Consider the following 17,367-nt stretch of genomic DNA (forward strand, 5'->3'; position numbering starts at 1 on the left):
CAGTGGAGGCCAGTAACAGGGATACGGTAGCAGCAAAACGGCGCATCGATCTCTCCAAGTGGGACGCTGGCTGGACCGATAGCGCGGCAGATAGGAACATGGCAACGCGTCCTTGGCGGCAGGTCCCAATCGCCACCGGGATATCGTATTCATCTTGGCAAACACGCGTCGCGCGACTTAAGTGAACGTTATCAACAAGGCGGCCGGAGAGATATCTATGCGCACTTTTCTTGCATTGGCAGCGGTAATGGCGCTCAGCTCTGGCGGTGTCGCGGCCGGGAAGCAGGTGGACGCATCTCCGCCGACAGACCAGGCTACGGGCGGGAAAGTGCTGTTCTACGACGGGTTCGATGGAACTGGCCTCGATCGCAAGGAATGGAACGTCGTCGGCACCGACTTCTGGGTCAACAACGAGCAGCAGGCCTATGTCGATTCGCCGGAAACCGTCTCGATCGTTCAGGGTCTCGAGGGGGCAAACGGCGGCGCGCTGGCACTGACTCCGGTCTATCAACCCGGGGTCGATCCGAACCCGCAACGTCACGCCGATTTCCTCTCCGGCCGGATCAACAGCCGGGGAAAGTTCGACTTCACCTATGGCAAGGCTGAAGCGCGCATCCGCCTGCCAGCCGATACCGGCATCTGGCCCGCGTTCTGGCTGCTTGGCTATGGCGAGTGGCCGAAGACCGGCGAGATCGACATCATGGAGAATGTCGGCGAGCCCGACTGGTACGGTGTCGCGCTCCACGGCAAGGGATATTCGGGCGAGACCCCGCTGGTGAACAAGTACTTCTTCCCCGCCGGTATCGACGTGACCCAGTGGCACACCTACGCGGTCGACTGGCGCAAGAACGAGATCCTGTTTTCGGTCGATGGGCGGCTGACCTACCGCGTCACCCGCCCGATGGTCGAACATTACGGCAAGTGGGACTTCGCCAACCGCAAATACATCATCCTGAACTTCGCGCTCGGCGGAGCCTACCCCTACAAGACCAACGGCATCGAAGAGCCGTATCAGGGAATGCCGCAATCGACCGTCGAGCGGATCAAGGCGGGCAAGGTCGCGATGTACGTCGATTGGGTGAAGGTCACCGCATCGAAAAACTGATCCATCAACTCCAGGTCGCTTCGGGCGGCAGGCTCATCAGGATTGCGTCGATATTGCCGCCGGTCCTGAGGCCGAACAGCGTGCCGCGATCGTAGACGAGGTTGAATTCGGCATAGCGTCCGCGCCATTCGAGCTGAGTCCGCTTGTCCTCGGCCGTAAACTCCGCCTGCATCCGCCGCCGGACGATCTTCGGGAACACATCGAGGAACGCGCGCCCGACGTCTTGCGTGAATGCGAAATTGCGCTCGAATGCAGCCGCTCCACCATCCTCGCCTTCGCATTCGAGATGGTCGTAGAAAATTCCGCCCACTCCACGCGCAACGCCGCGATGCGGGATGAAGAAATACTCGTCGGCCCACTTGCTGAACCTGTCGTAGTAAGTCGGGTTGTGGCCCGCACAGGCAGCGCGGAATGCAGCATGGAACTCGGCGGTGTCATCCTCGTAAGGGATCGGCGGATTGAGGTCCGCCCCGCCCCCGAACCATGCCTTGCCGGTCACGAGGAAGCGCGTGTTCATGTGAACCGCCGGCACGTGCGGGTTGGCCATGTGCGCCACCAGGCTGATGCCCGTCGCGGTAAAGCCCGGGTTCTCCTCGCTCGCCCCGTTGATCGTATCGGCAAAGCCCGGAGCGAAGTTGCCGTGGACGGTCGAGACATTGACCCCGACCTTCTCGAACACCTTGCCCTTCATCACCCCGCGCGTGCCGCCGCCGGGCTCGTCGTTGCCCTCTTCCTCGCGCTGCCACGAGGTGTATTCGAACGCTGCGTCCGATCCCGCCTCGCGCTCGATGCTCTCGAACGCAGCGCATATCTGGTCACGCAGGTCTTCGAACCAGTCCTTTGCGCGGGTGGTGTATGGGGCCCAGTCGGTCATCGCCCACACCCTTGCCAAGCCTGCGCGGCTGGGGCAAGAGCAAGCCATGGTTCCCGTTTCGTTCGCAGGTGAGGAATTCGCCCTTATGGCCGGCCGCGCGCTCTACTGGCCGCGCGAGCGTGCGCTGCTGGTGGCCGACCTGCACCTTGAAAAGGCGAGCTTCTACGCCAGTCGCGCAGGGCAGATGCTGCCGCCCTACGATAGCCGCGAAACCCTCGAGCGGCTCGCGCTGGCGATCCGCGAAACCGGCGCGCGACGGGTGTTCACTCTGGGGGACAATTTCCACGACTCGGCAGGGCCAGAGCGGCTCGAGCCGCATGCCGCCGGGATGCTCGCAGCGCTCACCCGCGCGACCGACTGGGTATGGATCACCGGCAATCACGACGCCCAGATGGAGCGCACTGCGGGCGGGACGCTGGCCGAAGAGCTCGAATTCGCCGGACTGGTGCTGCGGCACGAAGCCAAGCCCGGGGAAAGCCGCGCCGAGCTATCGGGCCATTTCCACCCGCGCCTGTACCTTACCGTGCGCGAACGCCATATCCGCCGCCCTTGCGCGGTAGTGGCTCGCGGCAAGCACGGGGCCGACCGGATGATCTTGCCCGCATTCGGCGCGCTGACCGGCGGGATGAATGCGGCAGATCCGGCGATCGTGGAGGCACTCCAGCCCGCCAGCGAGATCGATGCACTGGTGCACGCGGGTGGCAAGCTGGCCACATTCCCGCTGTGGCGTGCGGCTGCGTAAGCAATCCCCTTTGCGATTTGCAGCGATAATCCCTAAGTAGCGCCCACGACAACACGGCAACCCCAAGGAGACTGCCCCATAGCCCGTCCACCCCGGCGCTCGATGACGCCGCCCGTAAAGAGCGGCCCGCGCTTTGATAACATGATCCAGTCCGACAAGGTTCGCGTCATTGACGAGAACGGCGAGAACCTCGGCGTAATGTACACCCGCGAAGCGATCGAACAGGCCGCCGACGTCGGCCTCAACCTCGTCGAGGTTTCGCCCAACGCTGACCCGCCGGTGTGCAAGTTCCTCGATGTCGGCAAGTACCGCTACGAAGCCCAGAAAAAGGCCAATGCCGCGCGCAAGACGCAAAAGACGCAGGAGATCAAGGAGATCAAGATGCGTCCCAACATCGACACGCACGATTATGACGTGAAGATGCGCAGCGTGATGAAGTTCATCGGCGAAGGCGACAAGGTCAAGATGACCCTGCGTTTCCGGGGCCGCGAAATGGCGCACCAGGAACTCGGCATGGACCTGCTCAGGCGGGTGCAGGAAGATGTGGCCGAAGTCGCCAAGGTCGAAGCGTTCCCGCGCCTCGAAGGCCGCCAGATGCTGATGGTGCTGGCTCCGAAATAGGCTGGCGGTGCCGCCATGGCAGCGGCATTTTCCCCACACACGACACTCCATCCCCTTTGTCCCGCCGCGCGTGCTTGCTAGGCCCGCGGCGGGCCAACGGGAGGATGCACGCGCGATGACTGCTCAGCGGATCGGATTCATCGCCGGACTGGTCGCTTTCGGCCTGACCGTTGCCCTGCCTGCGCCTGCCGGGATGCCGCCGCAGGCATGGCTCGTCGCCGGGCTGGTGGTATGGATGGCCGCGTGGTGGATGACCGAGGCGCTGCCGCTGACGGCGACCGCGCTGTTGCCGTTCCTCGTGCTGCCGATGTCGGGCGTGATGACGGCCAAGACAATAGCCAGCACCTATTATTCGCCGATCCTGTTCCTGATCCTCGGGGGTGCGTTCATCGCACTGGCGATCGAACGAACCGGGCTGCACCGCAGGCTCGCGCTCGCCCTGCTCAAGTCGGTCGGGGCGAGCGGCGGCCAGAGCCGCCTGCTGTTGGCGTTCATGGTGACCGCCGCGATCCTGTCGATGGCGATCTCGAATACTTCCACCTCGCTGATCATGATGCCGATGGCGCTCGCGGTGCTGAACGGCGGCGGAATGGACGAGAGCCACAAGGAGGGGCTCAACGGGGCGCTTCCGATGGGGATTGCGTTTGCCGCAAGTATCGGCGGGCTAGGAACGATCGTCGGTAGCCCGACCAACGCCATTGCCGTGGGGCTGGCGGCAGAGCTGACCGGTGTACGCATTACCTTCGCGCAATGGACGCTATACGGCCTGCCGATCGTGATCGTGGGCATTCCGCTCGCCGCATGGATCATTTCGCGCGTCCAGCGCGTGGCCGAGCACCCGTTCGATGTCGCCGGTGCGCGCGCAGCGATCGACACCCATTCGGCGTGGACTTTGCCCGAAAAGCGGTTGATCCCGCTGATTGCGGTCACCTTCGGCCTGTGGCTTACTCAGGCATGGATCGAGCCATACCTGCCCAAGGGCGCGCTGACTGACGGGACGATTGCCGTCGCCGCCGGGCTTGCGCTGTTCATCCTGCCCGACGGGACCGGCCGCCCGCTACTCAACTGGGAAGAAGCCAATCGCGCCCCGTGGGGTGTGATCATGATGTTTGGCGGCGGTCTGGCGCTGGCCGCGGGCATGAGCACTTCGGGCCTTGCCGACTGGCTCGGCCATTCTCTGCTCCCGCTCGCCAGTGTGCCGCTGGTGGTCGTCGCGCTCGCTGTGGTCGCGATGATGATCGTGGTCACCGAGTTCGCCAGCAACGTCGCCACCGCCAGCGCGATTATGCCTGTCGTCGCCAGCCTAGCGGTGGCCTTGGGAGTAGATCCTATCCTGCTGGCGATGCCCGCTGCGCTGGCCGCGAGCTGGGGCTTCATGCTGCCCGCCGGAACCGGACCCAACGCGATCGCCTGGGCGACCGGGCGCATTTCCCTCCCCCGAATGCTCGGCGCGGGATTTGCACTCGACATTGCCGGTGCGTTTCTGATCGTCGGACTGGTGTGGGGAATGATCTGGGCGACTGGTTACGGTTGAAATCAGTTTCTCAGCCCGGTAATCGGCACGTCTGACTCAGGCGTTTCGGCGGAGATGCGATCCTGCGGAGGTTAGGATCGCCAGCGCCCCGGATGCACGTATTGGCTCCCGCCTTCCTGGGAGCGTGAGACGCAAAGGAAGGACGCCTGCGATGGCTCATCCCAAGAATACCCGCGACTTGAGGCCCAGCACCTTGATGATGGGCCACGGCTACGATCCTGCACTGTCCGAAGGCAGCCTCAAGCCGCCGGTGTTCCTCACCAGCACCTTCGCATTCGAGAACGCGGCAGCGGGCAAGCGCCACTTCGAAGGGATCACCGGCAAGCGCCCCGGCGGCGCAGACGGCCTCGTCTATTCGCGGTTCAATGGCCCCAACCAGGAAATCCTCGAGGATCGGCTGGCGATCTGGGACGGCGCGGAAGACGCGCTGTGCTTCTCCAGCGGGATGACCGCAATCTGCGTGCTGATGATGAGCCTGTGCGCGGCGGGTGACGTGATCGTCCATTCCGGCCCACTTTATGCCGCGAGCGAAGGCTTCGTCGCCAAGACGCTCGCCAAGTTCGGCGTGACCTATGTGGACTTTCCCGCCGGCGCGAGCCGCGAGGAGCTCGACTCGGTGATCGCCAAGGCCAAGGCGCAGGCAGAGGCACAAGGCGGCAAGGTCGCGATGATCTACCTCGAAAGCCCGGGCAACCCGACAAACGCGCTGGTCGACGTCGAGGCAGTCTGCGCAGCGCGCGACGCAGCACTTGGCAACGACCATGCTTGCCCGATCGCGATCGACAATACCTTCCTCGGGCCGCTGTGGCAGCGCCCACTCGATCAAGGGGCGGACATCGTGGTCTATTCGCTGACCAAGTACGTTGGCGGCCATTCGGACCTCGTGGCGGGCAGCGTCGCAGGTGCGAAGAAGTGGATCGACCCGGTGCGGATGCTGCGCAACACGATGGGCGGGATTGCCGATCCCAACACCGCGTGGATGCTGCTGCGCAGTCTCGAGACGGTCGAACTGCGGATGAGCCGCGCGGGCGAGAATGCCGAGAAGGTCTGCGCCTTCCTGAAGGGGCACCCCAAGGTCGAACGGCTGGGCTATCTCGGGATGATCAACGATCCGCGCCAGCAGGACATCTTCAACCGCCATTGCACCGGCGCGGGCAGCACGTTCTCGGTGTTCATCAAGGGCGGCGAGGCAGAGTGCTTCCGCTTCCTCGACGCGCTCAGGATCGCCAAGCTCGCGGTCAGCCTCGGCGGGACCGAGACGCTCGCCAGCCACCCGGCGAGCATGACCCACCTTTCGGTGCCCGACGCGCGCAAGACGAGCCTAGGGATCTCCGACAACCTCGTGCGGATCAGCATCGGGATCGAAGATGCCGACGACTTGATCGCCGACTTCGAGCAGGCGCTCGAAGCGGTCTGATCGGGCCGATCGACCGGACGATCAATCGTCGTCCGGGATCGTCACCTTGAACGGGTTGGACTTGCTCGGCTCGGTCGGCAACGGCGGTCGCGGAAGTTCTGCGTCGCTGTTGGCCGCTTGCCAGAGCATCGCCGCAAGGATCGTCGCCGCCTGGCGTACATCGTCCGACGGAGCATGGTCGAGCGTATCGATGCTCGAGTGATGCACGCGTGAGCCGTAGTCGAGCGGATCCTGGATGAACTGGAAGCCGGGCAGGCCCACCGCTTGCATATACTGGTGGTCAGTCCCGCCGGTCCGGCTCATCACCACTGCGGTCGCGCCCATCGACGCGAACGGTGCAAGCCATTTCTTGAGCATCGGTGCGGCGGCAACGTTGTCCTCGGCATAGATCCCGCGGATCTTGCCCGCGCCGTTGTCGAGGTTGAAGTAGGCCTTCATCCGGTCGTAGTCCGGTCCCTTGGTGATCGGGAACCTGGTGGTCCACTCGGCGAAACGGGCGACTCCGTAGGCATTCGTGTCGACAGGGCGGGTCGCCAGGTGCTTTTCGATGTAGGCGATCGAGCCGAGCAGGCCCTGCTCCTCACCAGACCATAGCGCGAAGCGGATCGTGCGCTTGGGCTTCACGCCCAGGCTCTTGATGATCCGCGCCGCCTCGATCACGACGACGCTCGGCACCCCGTCATCGGTCGCTCCATCGGCGGCGATCCAGCTGTCGAAGTGTCCGCCAGCCATCACGTAACCCGCCTTGGGATCGCTGCCCTGGATATCCGCCACGAGGTAATCGGCGGTCGTATCCTGCGGGTTTTCGTGGGTCGCAATATTGAGCTGGATTACCGGCGGCGTGCCCGCAACTTCGAGCCGGGCGAGCCGACGATAGTCTTCGCTAGAAAGCTCCATGAACGGCAGCGCCAACCGGTTGGCCGGGTCGATATTGTAGCCCTCGCCGGTCACGAGGCCGTTTTCACGGTAGCTCTTGCGAACGATCGCCAACGCCCCTTCGGCCTTGAGGAATCTGGAGAGTTTGAGCTCGAAATCGACCCGCTTCACGAACCCCTTGTACGGCTCGAGATTGTCGCTCGGCAGCGTGAATTCGTCCTTGCCCGAAAGATCCTTGGCATCGAAACGGGTGAACATCGGCCTCGACGACTGGCTCGCTTCCCCCGGCAGGTTGACCATCACGATCTTGCCCTTGAGCTTGCCGCGCCAGCGTTCGAAATCGGCCTCCTTGGCCATCGGGGCGAGGATCACCGGCGCGCTGACCGTGCCCTCGGTCGCAGGAGTCCACGCAACCGGCTGCGACGTCATTACTTTCATGCGCGGCGCGATCATCGTCGCATTCCACGAATCGAGATTCCAATTGACCCCGAACGGGTACGATTCCTTGTGGACGTTGGTCAGTCCGTACGCTTCGAACTTGGCCAGAGCCCATGCGGCCGCCTTGTCGAAATTCTCCGAATTGGTCAGCCGCGGGCCGATCCCGTCCATCAGCTGCGAGGCGTTGGCCATTGCCTGGCTGTGGCTCAGCCCTTCATCGATGATCTGCGCGATCTGCCCATCGGTGGCATCGGCTTGCACGCCGGATAGCGGCATTACGGCGAAAACCAGCGCAGCCGCGCCGGCAAGATACGTCTGCTTCATCGAAATCCCCCAGGACTCAAATTGTCGTGGCGCGGTGCTCCCACTTTTTCACCGGCGGGGCAAGGCGACAATCCATCCTGCAGGTCTCTAGCGAGTGATCAGCCTTTCCACTCGCGGCGCTCTTCGGCCTGCCGCAGGACTTCGTAGGCTACCTGAAGGGCGTGGAATTGCTTGGCGGCCTCCGCATCGCCCGGCTTCACATCGGGATGAACTTCCTTGGCCATCGCCCGCCAGGCCTTCTTGACCACCGCGAAATCGGCATCCACCTCGAGGCCGAGCAACTCGAGGGCACGCATTTCATCCGCACTGCGCGAACCATCACCGCTCCCTGCCCAGCCGTAGTGCGCGGCTTCGGCAAACCCCGCGTTGTCGCGCTTCTCGTTTGCGGCACGCTCGGCCGCCTCTTCCTTGGAAAGGCCTTCGAAGTAGTCCCACTTGGCATTGTATTCGGCTGCGTGCTGCTGGCAGAAGTACCACTTGTCCGGGCTGTTGGGTGATTTCGGCGCGGGGCAATCGCCCGGCTCCTTGCAACCGTGCCGATCGCACAACCGCACGGTCGTCGCTTCGCGCGACGAGCCATATCCGCGCCAGCGCGGGAAGCCCCAATCGTTCGATCGGCGGGCTTTGGCCATCAGGATTGTGCCTCGTTCACTTGGGTATCCTAGGGATCGGCGCGATGTTTTGGAAGGCGCGCCAACGATTTCGCAACCAATATGTTGCAATGCAAAAAGTTAGTCCTTAAATGCAACCTGTGATGTTCAAGATGAGCAAACAATTGACAATTGCCGCCACCGCTTCGGTGCTCGCGCTGTCTGCGCTGGCACTCCACGCGCCCGCAATTGCGTCCGGATCACTAGTCGGCGGGGCGACTTTGCTGCCGGCAACCGCGCAAATGTCGGCGCCGGCACTGCCGACGCTCGACATCTTGCCGTTCTGAGCGCTTACTCCACCACCACGGTCACGTCGCGGCGGTTCTTGGCCCACGCAGCCTCGTTCGAACCGAGCGCGACCGGGCGTTCCTTGCCATAGCTGACGGTGGTGATGCGATTGGCATCGACACCCAGCGAAACGAGGTAGTTCTTCGCCGCGTTCGCACGGCGCTCGCCCAGCGCGAGGTTGTATTCGCGCGTGCCGCGCTCGTCGCAATTGCCCTCCACCCGTACGTTTATGCTCGGGTAGCGCAGCAGGTACTGCGCCTGTGCCTGAAGAGCGGCCGCATCGGCGCTATCGATGTTGTACTTGTCGGTATCGAAGTAGATCACGTTCTGCCCGTTCACCGCATCGACGAAGTGTTCCTGCGTGCCCAGCGTCGGGCCGGTCGGCTGCTGCGGCGGGGTCGGGGTCGCGGCGACCGAGGGTTCCGGTTCGGGTGGAAGCGATGCGGGCGGTTCCTTCTTGCAGCCCGCCAGCATGACGGTGCCCGCCATCAGCGCGGCGATTACGATGCGACGATCCATCTTGCGTCTCCTTCTCGATGAATTCCCGGGGGGCCGGACGATTCCTGCCACCCTTGTATACCAGAAAACGAATTACGGCAGGACCGGCCCCCAAGCCGGATCCGACGCATCGACCGGGGTCGGTAGGCGGCGCAAGTTGCGCCCGGTCAGGTCGACCTGCCACAAGGCGGTATGGCCCGAATTGGGCGCCGTGCGGAAGAACTGGATCACGCGACCGTTGGGCGACCACGTCGGACCTTCATCCTGCCAGCCGTTGGTCAGCACCCGCATGTCGCGGCCCTGCGGCGTCATCACCGCAATGTCGAAATCACCGCCGATATGGGTGAACGCGATCAGGTCGCCGCGCGGGCTCCATTCGGGCGTCGCGCAGCGTCCGCCGAAGAAACTGATGCGGTGCTGGTTCATTCCGTTGGCATCCATCACGTAGCACTGCTGGCTGCCCGAACGGTCGCTCTCGAACACGATCTGGCTCCCGTCGGGCGAATACGAGCCACCGATATCGATTCCCGGGTTGTCGGTCAGTCGCACGCTCGGCCCACCGCTGGCGGAAATACGGTAGATGTCGGTGTTGCCGTTCACCGCCATCGAATAGAGAATCCACTTGCCGTCCGGGCTCCAGCGCGGCGCGAAAGTGGGATTGCGGCTCTGCGTGACGAGGTGCTGCTGGCCGGTTCCGATATCGTAGATGTAGATGCGCGGATTGCCGTCGAGATAGCTGAGATACAGCAGCTTGCTATAGTCGGGCGAATAGCGCGGGGTCAGCGCAGTCGCCCGGCCGGTAGTGATGAAGCGGTGGTTGGCGCCGTCCGAATCCATGATCGCCAGCCGCTTGATACGGTGATCCTTCGGCCCAGTTTCCGCGATGTAGGCGATCTTGCTGTCGAAGAACGGACTTTCGCCCGACAGACGCGAATAGACGAGATCCGAGCATTTGTGCGCCGCGCGCCGCCAATCCGCTGGGGGCACGATCCACCCGCCGCGCGTCAGCTCCTTCTGCAGCTGCACGTCGTAGAGGTAACAGCCTACGATCAGCTTGCCATCGCCGCGTGCGCGGACGTAGCCTTCGACGAGCATTTGCGCCCCGCGGCTCGACCAGGTCGCCCAGGTGGGAGCGGTAATCTCGCCATAGGCCGGCTGCGGCAAGGCGGCGGGACCGGTCGGTTTGAACAGGCCGTTGAACTTGAGGTCATGGTAGATCACTTGCGCCAGGCTCTTGCCGAGCGCTGCAGTGCCGCCGGTGCTCGCTGGCGTCGCCACATCGTAATCGGTCGCGAACCCGGGTATCGCGACGCCAAGGTCCTGCCATTGGCTTTCGTCGGTCACGGTGAACGACAACCCGCCATCGTCGGGTTTGGCTTGATCGACCGTTTCTACCTTGCCGCCATCTGGTGCAGGGGTCGAAAGATCGCTCGGAGGCGCGCTCGAAGCGTCTTGGGCCAGCGCCGGACCAGCGGAGAGCGCCAACACGGCGGCGAGGAATACGATCAGCGGTTTCATTTCGAGAGGTTCCTGTCGAATTTGGCGCCGTCGATCGTCTTCCACACGTTGTAGTATTCGGGCGGCAAGTTGAACGGCGCGGCGAGTTCCACGGCGCGAATTGCCCGCTCGGCATGGAGCGGTGCTTGCGGCCGGTTGGATGCGGTAACACCCGATTGGCTAACAACGCGCGGCGTTCCCGCGAGCGAACCATCGGGATTGAGCCTAAACGAAAGCACAGTCACGAGCAGGTCCGCGTCGGCACCTTGCGGCGCTTGCCAGTGCGGCTTGATCTGGCGGATGATCGCCTGGACCACCGAAGCGCGCGCGCTCGGCCCGATCTGGCTCGCCGGGATGCGGGTGTCGTCGGTCGTCGTGCTCGATCCGGAGCCCGCGAGGAAATTCGACCCGATTAGGCTGCCACCGGCCTTCTTGGATGGAGCCGACTTTGCAGGTGCTTGCTTTGCGACCGGTTTGGGCGGCACGGTCTTGGGTTGTGGCACCGACTTGGGCGCCGGTTTGGGCTTGGGAGCGGTTGTCGCGACCGGTCTCGGCGGCTCGGGCGCCGGCTGCACTTGCGGCAGCGGTGCCGGTTCGGGCGCGAGTTCGGGTGCCATCGCCGCACGACTATCGGGCACTGGAGCGGGTGCCTGCGCCTGCAATCCGACATCTGTTGCAAGATTGACCGTCATCCGCTCCGGCTGAGGCAGCGGCTGGCGACTGTTCGGCTGCAGGATCAGCACCACCGCCAGCAGCACGTGCAGCCCCAGCGCGACGCCGAGGCCGATACGTTCTTCATGGCTGAGGTGTGCGAGTGCCATCTCCCGACCGGACGCTACGGTGCCGAGACTGAACTGTTGGTGACCAGCGAAATCGAATTGAACCCGGCGTGGTTGAGCTCTCCCATCACCGCCGCCACCCGGCCCCAATCGAGCACCTTGTCAGCGCGCAAGGTTATCAGCGGTGCCTTGCCGCCACTACGCGGGAGGTTGTCGAGTGCTTGCGACAGGCCGCCAGCGGGTACCGGGACGGCATCGATGTAGATCTCGCCGGCAGCATCGATCGAGATGGTTACCTGGTCGGGTTGCTGGTCGAGCGGGTTGGCACGGCTGTCGGGCAGGTCGACCGGCACCCCGGCGGTGAGCAGCGGAGCGGTGACCATGAAGATGATCAGCAGCACCAGCATCACGTCGACCAGCGGCGTGACGTTGATCTCCGCCATCGGCGTGCGCGCCCGGTTACCTCCGCGCGCGCCGGCCCGGTGCAGGCCCATCGCCATCAGAGCGATTCCAGCTGACGGCTGAGCCCCGCATGGAACTTGTCTGCAAACCGCTGAAGGCGCGCCTCGAAGGCGTTCACCGCATGGCTGAAACGATTGTAGGCGATAACCGCCGGGATCGCCGCGAACAGGCCGATCGCGGTGGCGAACAGAGCCTCGGAAATGCCCGGCGCGACTACCGCGAGCGAGGAATTCGACTGGCTGCCGATCTGGAAGAAGCTGTTCATGATCCCCCAGACGGTGCCGAACAGCCCGACAAACGGCGCCACCGAACCGACCGTCGCGAGGAAATTGAGCCGGTTGGCAAGATCGTCCGCTTCGGTCGCAACCTGCCCGCTCATCGCCCCGGCGAGACGCTGGCGCAGTCCTTCGCGATCCTTGACCCCGCCCTTGGTCGAACGGCGCCATTCGCTCATCGCCGCCGAGACGACCCGGGCCGACGGGTTGTCGCGCGCTCCACGCTGCTTCATCAGCGCGTCGAAATCGTCGGCCTGCCAAACCTCTTCCTCGAAGGCGTGGCTCTTGCGACGCACGCTACCCATGCGAAGCGAAAAGCTGACGATGATCATCCACGTCCAGATACTCGCGAGCAGCAGCCCGGCGAGTACCGCCTTCACCACGATATCGGCGTCGAGAAACAGCTGCAGGGGATCGAGCCGGCTCGGCACGGTCAGTGCAGACAGCATGAAGAATGCAGGATTGGTCATTGATTTCCTTCGGAAAAACTGGCGAACGCCGTGCGCCATTCGGCTGGCTGGCGACGCGGGCGACCTTCCGGACTGATGAACCCGACGCGGACGGTCTGTTCGGCGACAAGCTCGTCGCCGCGCATCGCGCGCTGGACGATCCGGACGCTCGCCGCCCCCATTTCGGTGCAGCGGCTTTCGATCACGATATCGTCGTCGAGCCGCGCGGGTGTGGCGTAGCGGATGTGCAGGTCGGCGACGGCATAGGCCCCCTCGCCCGCTTCGATCGCGGCACGCTGGTCGATGCCGAGCATCCGCACCAGGTCGCTGCGCGCACGTTCGAACCAGCGCAGGTAGTTGGCGTGATAGACAATGCCCGACAGATCAGTGTCTTCATAATAGGCACGCACGGCGAACAGGTGCGTGTCGCCGCGGATCACTCCGCCAGGTGGGGTGGGCGTGGTCGTCATCTCCGGCTTGCGTCTAGCGGAGGGGCGAGTCACCCGGCAAGCGGCAATCTCGACGAACGGCGCGGGGCGCGCGACGAACCCCCTTCAGGCGATCATCCGGCCCAACGGCTGCCCGCCGAACAGGTGGACATGCAAGTGCGGGACTTCCTGGCCGCCGTGATAGCCGACATTGGCGAGCAAGCGGTATCCCGGCCCGACCAGGCCGTGCTCGCGCGCCACGTTGCCGACGGCGCGGATAAACCCGGCAATCTCTTCCGCCGGAGCCTTCGCCGCGAAATCGTCCCAGCTGACGTATTTCCCTCTCGGGATCACCAGAATGTGCAGCTTTGCCTGCGGATTGATGTCGTGAAAGGCGATCGCCCATTGGTCCTCATAGACCCGCTTCGACGGGATTTCGTCGCGCAGGATCTTCGCGAAGATGTTGTCGTCGTCATACGGCAGGGTCGGATCGATCGGCATCAGGAGCTCCTGCTGGCTTTCTCGTCGAGGCCCGAAATGCCCTCTCGCCGGTCGAGTTCGGCCAGTACGTCAGTAAGGGGCACGCCCTTTTCGGCGAGCAGGACGAGCAGGTGGAACAATACGTCCGCGGCTTCCCCTGTCAGCTCCTCATCGGAACCGGACAGCGCGGCAACTACCGCCTCGACCGCTTCCTCGCCCAACTTGCGGGCAATTAACGGCAGGCCGCGCGCGTGGAGCTGCGCGACATAGCTACCCGATGCATCGCCGGATGCGATCCGCTGGCGGATTGTGGCTTCGAGGCGGTTTAAGGTATCCATCGCCTTCGCTCATGGCGGGGCGCGAGGGCACTGGTCAAGCGATCAGTCGCGTTTGGAGCGCTTCTTGGCCGCCTGGCGACCAACAATGACGCCGATCACGCCAAGCCCGAACAGGCCCATGCTGCCCGGTTCGGGCACTGGAGTGCTGGCTGCAAAGGCCGGGCTGGCGGTAAGCAGGAGGGCGATAACAGGGAGATAGCGCATGGTGCGGTTTGCCGTAATCCCGGATGATTCGGCAATCGACCAGCGCAGTCCTGTCCCGCAACGGGACCGCATTTAAGTCGAAACTTCAGGCCCGTGCGGGCAGTCCGGCGGCGCGCAGCGCTTCGTGCGCTTCCGCGATGGTGTAGGTGCCGAAATGGAAAATGCTGGCAGCCAGCACCGCGCTGGCGTGGCCCTCGGTCACACCTTCGACGATGTGCTCGAGCGTACCGACGCCTCCGCTGGCAATGACCGGGACCGATACCGCATCGGCAATCGCGCGGGTCAGCTCCAGATCGTACCCGGCTTGTGTGCCATCACCGTCCATCGAAGTAACCAGCAATTCGCCGGCGCCAAGCTCTGCCAGCCGCACCGCATGTTCGAGCGCGTCGATCCCGGTTTCCTTGCGTCCGCCGTGGGTGAATATCTCCCAGTGATCGCCGACCCGGCGCGCATCGACCGAGGCAACCACACACTGGCTGCCCATCTTGTGCGCGATATCGGCGACGACTTCGGGCCGCGAGACGGCGGCGGAATTGACCGCCACCTTGTCCGCCCCGGCAAGCAGCAGCGCGCGGGCATCCTCTACCGTGCGCACCCCGCCGCCGACGGTCAAAGGCATGAAGCACACTTCCGCCGTCCGCCGCACGATATCGAGCAGGGTCCCGCGCCCTTCGTGACTGGCGGAAATATCGAGGAAGCACAGCTCGTCCGCGCCGGCCTCGTCGTAGGCCTTGGCCTGCTCGACCGGATCACCCGCATCCTTCAGGTCGACGAAATTGACCCCCTTGACCACGCGCCCGTCGGCAACGTCGAGACAAGGGATGACGCGGATACGGACGGTCATGATCCAATGATCCAGATTAGGCTTCCAACAAGGAAGAGTAGTGCGCAGAAGCAGTTCCATGCCGTCGCGAACCAAAAAGCCCTTGGTCGATCCTGACGTGAGAAATGGGGCTCGGGGGTCCCTATGGGAATAAGCGGTGTCATATTCCCGCTCCGAAGTCCTTTGGCGATCCAAACTGCCATGACAGCAAATGAAAACAACCCAATGACCACCCAGAATGGCGAACTGTTCACGCCCGCGCCCCCATCGCAATTGCGGCGGCAAGGTCCAGCTTGCCCTCGTAGAGCGCGCGGCCGGTTATCACGCCTTCGATCCCGTCTCGCGCGTGGAGCGAGAGGACATGGATATCGTCGAGCCCCTTCACACCGCCGCTGGCGATCACCGGGATATCGACGCTGCGCGCCAATTCCACCGTCGCATCGATGTTGCAGCCCTTGAGCAGCCCGTCGCGGCCGATGTCGGTGAACAGCAGCGAGGCGACCCCGGCATCCTCGAACCGGCGGGCAAGATCGACCACCGGCACGTCGGACACTTCGGCCCAGCCTTCGGTCGCCACCATCCCGTCACGCGCATCGACCGCAACCACGATCCCGCCCTCGAACTCGCGCGCCATGTCCTTCACGAACTGCGGGTCCTTGAGCGCTGCCGAGCCCATGACCACCCGCGCCACGCCGAGGTCGAACCAGCCCTCGACCGCCTCGCGGTTGCGGATGCCGCCGCCTAGCTGTACATAACCGGGGAACTCCGCGACGATCGCCTCGACCGCTTCACGGTTCTCCGCTCGCCCCGCAAACGACCCGTCGAGGTCGACCACGTGCAAGTGCTCCGCACCGGCTCCAGCGAAGATCATCGCCTGCGCGGCGGGGTTATCGCCATAAACGGTTGCGCGGCCCATATCGCCTTCGGCCAGCCGCACGACTTCGCCGCCCTTGAGGTCGATGGCGGGGAACACGATCATGGCTTCCACTCCAGGAACCGTTCGAGCAGCGCAAGGCCATAGGCCTGGCTCTTTTCCGGGTGGAACTGCACGCCCAGCAGGTTGTCGCGCGCGACCGCTGCGACCAATCCCCCGCCGTGGTCGGTCATCGCGGCGATGTCGTGCCCGCTGTCGGGCTGGAAATGGTATGAATGGAGGAAATAGGCCTCGCCCACCTCGACCAGTTCGGCCCCGTCGTGGTGCGGCATCGGGCGCACGTCGTTCCAGCCCATGTGCGGCACCTTGATCGCAGGGTCGGTCCGCTCGATCGGCAGGACTTCGCCTTCGATCCAGCCGAGGCCGAGCGTGCTGCCGTGCTCCCTGCCTCGGGTGGCGAGTAGCTGCATCCCGACGCAGATCCCGAGGAACGGGACGCCGTCCTGCAGCACCCGCTGTTCCATCGCCTCGACCAGCCCGGGGATCTTCTTGAGCCCGTGCGCGCAGGCCTTGAACGAGCCGACGCCGGGCAGCACCACGCGCCGCGCACCTGCGACGATTTCCGGGTCCGAGGTGACATGGACATGCCGCGCTCCGGCGGCGAGCAGCGCGTTATGGACCGACTGGAGGTTGCCCGCGCCATAGTCGATTAGCGCGAGTGCTTCAGCCACCCAGTTGCCCCTTGGTACTGGGGATCGCCCCGCCCTTGCGCGGGTCGAGCTCCACTGCCGCGCGCATTGCGCGGGCAAATCCCTTGTAGATGCTCTCGCAGATATGGTGGTTGTTGGTGCCGTAAATCAGCTCGACGTGCAGCGTGATGCCGCAGGCTTGCGCCACCGAATGGAACCAGTGTTCGATCAGCTCGGTATCCCATTCGCCGAGCTTTTCCTGGCTGAACCCTGCGCGCCACACCAGGAACGGGCGACCGGAGATATCGAGCGCGACGCGCGCCAGCGTTTCGTCCATCGGCGAATAGGCGCTGCCGTATCGCCCGATCCCGCCCTTGTCGCCCAGCGCCTGAGCAAGCGCCTGGCCGAGCGCGATCGCGCTGTCCTCGGTAGTATGGTGCTGGTCGACATGCAGGTCGCCATCGACCTTCATCGTCACGTCGATCAGCGAATGGCGCGAGAACTGCTCGACCATGTGGTCGAGAAAGCCGATCCCGGTGGCCACGTCATAGCTGCCGCTGCCGTCGAGGTTCACCTCGACGAGGATCGCGGTTTCGCTGGTCTTTCGCTCAATTTTGCCGGTGCGCATGGGTTGCCGCCTATACGCGCGGCTGGGCATGGCGCAAGCTTTCCCGCTTGACCGGGCGCGCGCGGATAGCCACC

General features: G+C 64.2%; 22 protein-coding genes. 6 read left to right on the forward strand and 16 right to left on the reverse strand.

The genetic code is table 11. From position 1 onward, the window contains the following. Positions 1-217: 217 nt before the first annotated feature. Positions 218-1,105, forward strand: coding sequence for a glycoside hydrolase family 16 protein (locus CJO11_RS03320; protein ID WP_205651100.1), 888 nt, complete (start codon positions 218-220; stop codon positions 1,103-1,105). A 4-nt stretch (positions 1,106-1,109) separates the two neighbouring features. Here CJO11_RS03320 and hemF read toward each other — a convergent pair whose 3' ends face one another. Beyond that, entirely contained in the window at positions 1,110-1,979 is an 870-nt protein-coding gene (gene hemF, locus CJO11_RS03325) for an oxygen-dependent coproporphyrinogen oxidase (protein WP_095011438.1), read from the reverse strand. Positions 1,980-2,025: 46 nt separating this feature from the next. Here hemF and pdeM point away from each other — a divergent pair, with 46 nt between their 5' ends. From pdeM to CJO11_RS03345, 4 genes are all read left to right on the forward strand, one after another. Beyond that, positions 2,026-2,721: a ligase-associated DNA damage response endonuclease PdeM gene (pdeM, locus tag CJO11_RS03330; RefSeq protein WP_095011439.1), complete on the forward strand. Its 696-nt coding sequence runs from the start codon at positions 2,026-2,028 to the stop codon at positions 2,719-2,721. Between the two features lie 102 nt (positions 2,722-2,823). Beyond that, complete coding sequence (gene infC, locus CJO11_RS03335; protein ID WP_095011440.1) at positions 2,824-3,342, forward strand: translation initiation factor IF-3; 519 nt, start codon at positions 2,824-2,826, stop codon at positions 3,340-3,342. A gap of 115 nt (positions 3,343-3,457) precedes the next feature. Next, the gene (locus CJO11_RS03340) at positions 3,458-4,876 is read left to right on the forward strand and encodes an SLC13 family permease (RefSeq protein ID WP_095011441.1); all 1,419 of its coding nucleotides are present in this window, start codon (positions 3,458-3,460) and stop codon (positions 4,874-4,876) included. A 151-nt stretch (positions 4,877-5,027) separates the two neighbouring features. Beyond that, entirely contained in the window at positions 5,028-6,293 is a 1,266-nt protein-coding gene (locus CJO11_RS03345; RefSeq protein WP_095011442.1) for a cystathionine gamma-synthase family protein, read from the forward strand. Positions 6,294-6,314: 21 nt separating this feature from the next. On the opposite strand, the gene CJO11_RS03350 is transcribed toward CJO11_RS03345, so the two are convergent. Both CJO11_RS03350 and CJO11_RS03355 read right to left on the reverse strand, forming a co-directional pair. Continuing rightward, positions 6,315-7,931, reverse strand: a complete 1,617-nt coding sequence (locus tag CJO11_RS03350; RefSeq protein ID WP_095011443.1) for a M20/M25/M40 family metallo-hydrolase — start codon at positions 7,929-7,931, stop codon at positions 6,315-6,317. Positions 7,932-8,029: 98 nt separating this feature from the next. Continuing rightward, a complete protein-coding gene (locus CJO11_RS03355) occupies positions 8,030-8,563 on the reverse strand; it encodes a J domain-containing protein (RefSeq protein WP_095011444.1) in 534 nt (177 codons plus the stop codon). A 122-nt stretch (positions 8,564-8,685) separates the two neighbouring features. Here CJO11_RS03355 and CJO11_RS03360 point away from each other — a divergent pair, with 122 nt between their 5' ends. Further along, positions 8,686-8,868, forward strand: coding sequence for a hypothetical protein (locus tag CJO11_RS03360; RefSeq protein ID WP_095011445.1), 183 nt, complete (start codon positions 8,686-8,688; stop codon positions 8,866-8,868). Positions 8,869-8,872: 4 nt separating this feature from the next. Here CJO11_RS03360 and pal read toward each other — a convergent pair whose 3' ends face one another. The 13 genes from pal to hisB all read right to left on the reverse strand — a co-directional run bounded on the left by pal (position 8,873) and on the right by hisB (position 17,293). Beyond that, a complete protein-coding gene (pal, locus tag CJO11_RS03365; protein ID WP_095011446.1) occupies positions 8,873-9,388 on the reverse strand; it encodes a peptidoglycan-associated lipoprotein Pal in 516 nt (171 codons plus the stop codon). A gap of 72 nt (positions 9,389-9,460) precedes the next feature. After that, positions 9,461-10,885 (reverse strand): Tol-Pal system beta propeller repeat protein TolB, encoded by a 1,425-nt coding sequence (gene tolB, locus CJO11_RS03370; RefSeq protein WP_095011447.1) that lies wholly within the window; start codon positions 10,883-10,885, stop codon positions 9,461-9,463. Continuing rightward, positions 10,882-11,685: an energy transducer TonB gene (locus tag CJO11_RS03375; protein ID WP_095011448.1), complete on the reverse strand. Its 804-nt coding sequence runs from the start codon at positions 11,683-11,685 to the stop codon at positions 10,882-10,884. The genes tolB and CJO11_RS03375 overlap by 4 nt, the downstream gene beginning before the upstream one ends. Positions 11,686-11,699: 14 nt before the next feature. Continuing rightward, the gene (locus CJO11_RS03380; protein WP_095011449.1) at positions 11,700-12,143 is read right to left on the reverse strand and encodes an ExbD/TolR family protein; all 444 of its coding nucleotides are present in this window, start codon (positions 12,141-12,143) and stop codon (positions 11,700-11,702) included. After that, positions 12,143-12,850 carry a protein TolQ gene (tolQ, locus tag CJO11_RS03385; RefSeq protein ID WP_205651101.1) on the reverse strand — a complete coding sequence of 236 codons (708 nt, stop codon included), beginning with the start codon at positions 12,848-12,850 and terminating at the stop codon, positions 12,143-12,145. The genes CJO11_RS03380 and tolQ overlap by 1 nt, the downstream gene beginning before the upstream one ends. Then, the gene (locus CJO11_RS03390) at positions 12,847-13,299 is read right to left on the reverse strand and encodes a YbgC/FadM family acyl-CoA thioesterase (protein WP_095011450.1); all 453 of its coding nucleotides are present in this window, start codon (positions 13,297-13,299) and stop codon (positions 12,847-12,849) included. Before CJO11_RS03390 ends, tolQ begins: the two co-directional genes overlap by 4 nt. Before the next feature lie 84 nt (positions 13,300-13,383). Further along, positions 13,384-13,758 carry a histidine triad nucleotide-binding protein gene (locus tag CJO11_RS03395; RefSeq protein WP_095011451.1) on the reverse strand — a complete coding sequence of 125 codons (375 nt, stop codon included), beginning with the start codon at positions 13,756-13,758 and terminating at the stop codon, positions 13,384-13,386. After that, positions 13,758-14,075: a phosphoribosyl-ATP diphosphatase gene (locus CJO11_RS03400; protein WP_095011452.1), complete on the reverse strand. Its 318-nt coding sequence runs from the start codon at positions 14,073-14,075 to the stop codon at positions 13,758-13,760. Before CJO11_RS03400 ends, CJO11_RS03395 begins: the two co-directional genes overlap by 1 nt. A 42-nt stretch (positions 14,076-14,117) precedes the next feature. Continuing rightward, positions 14,118-14,279: a PEP-CTERM sorting domain-containing protein gene (locus tag CJO11_RS03405; RefSeq protein WP_169829126.1), complete on the reverse strand. Its 162-nt coding sequence runs from the start codon at positions 14,277-14,279 to the stop codon at positions 14,118-14,120. An 85-nt stretch (positions 14,280-14,364) separates the two neighbouring features. Next, positions 14,365-15,123: an imidazole glycerol phosphate synthase subunit HisF gene (hisF, locus tag CJO11_RS03410; protein ID WP_095011454.1), complete on the reverse strand. Its 759-nt coding sequence runs from the start codon at positions 15,121-15,123 to the stop codon at positions 14,365-14,367. A gap of 229 nt (positions 15,124-15,352) precedes the next feature. Further along, positions 15,353-16,081: a 1-(5-phosphoribosyl)-5-[(5-phosphoribosylamino)methylideneamino]imidazole-4-carboxamide isomerase gene (gene hisA / locus CJO11_RS03415; RefSeq protein WP_095011455.1), complete on the reverse strand. Its 729-nt coding sequence runs from the start codon at positions 16,079-16,081 to the stop codon at positions 15,353-15,355. Next, on the reverse strand, positions 16,078-16,707 hold the full coding sequence (hisH, locus tag CJO11_RS03420; RefSeq protein ID WP_095011456.1) for an imidazole glycerol phosphate synthase subunit HisH: 630 nt from the start codon (positions 16,705-16,707) through the stop codon (positions 16,078-16,080). Before hisH ends, hisA begins: the two co-directional genes overlap by 4 nt. Continuing rightward, positions 16,700-17,293 carry an imidazoleglycerol-phosphate dehydratase HisB gene (gene hisB / locus CJO11_RS03425; protein WP_095011457.1) on the reverse strand — a complete coding sequence of 198 codons (594 nt, stop codon included), beginning with the start codon at positions 17,291-17,293 and terminating at the stop codon, positions 16,700-16,702. Before hisB ends, hisH begins: the two co-directional genes overlap by 8 nt. Positions 17,294-17,367 lie beyond the last annotated feature (74 nt).

It is taken from the genome of Tsuneonella mangrovi (genome assembly GCF_002269345.1).
Taxonomy (GTDB): Bacteria; Pseudomonadota; Alphaproteobacteria; order Sphingomonadales; family Sphingomonadaceae; genus Tsuneonella; species Tsuneonella mangrovi.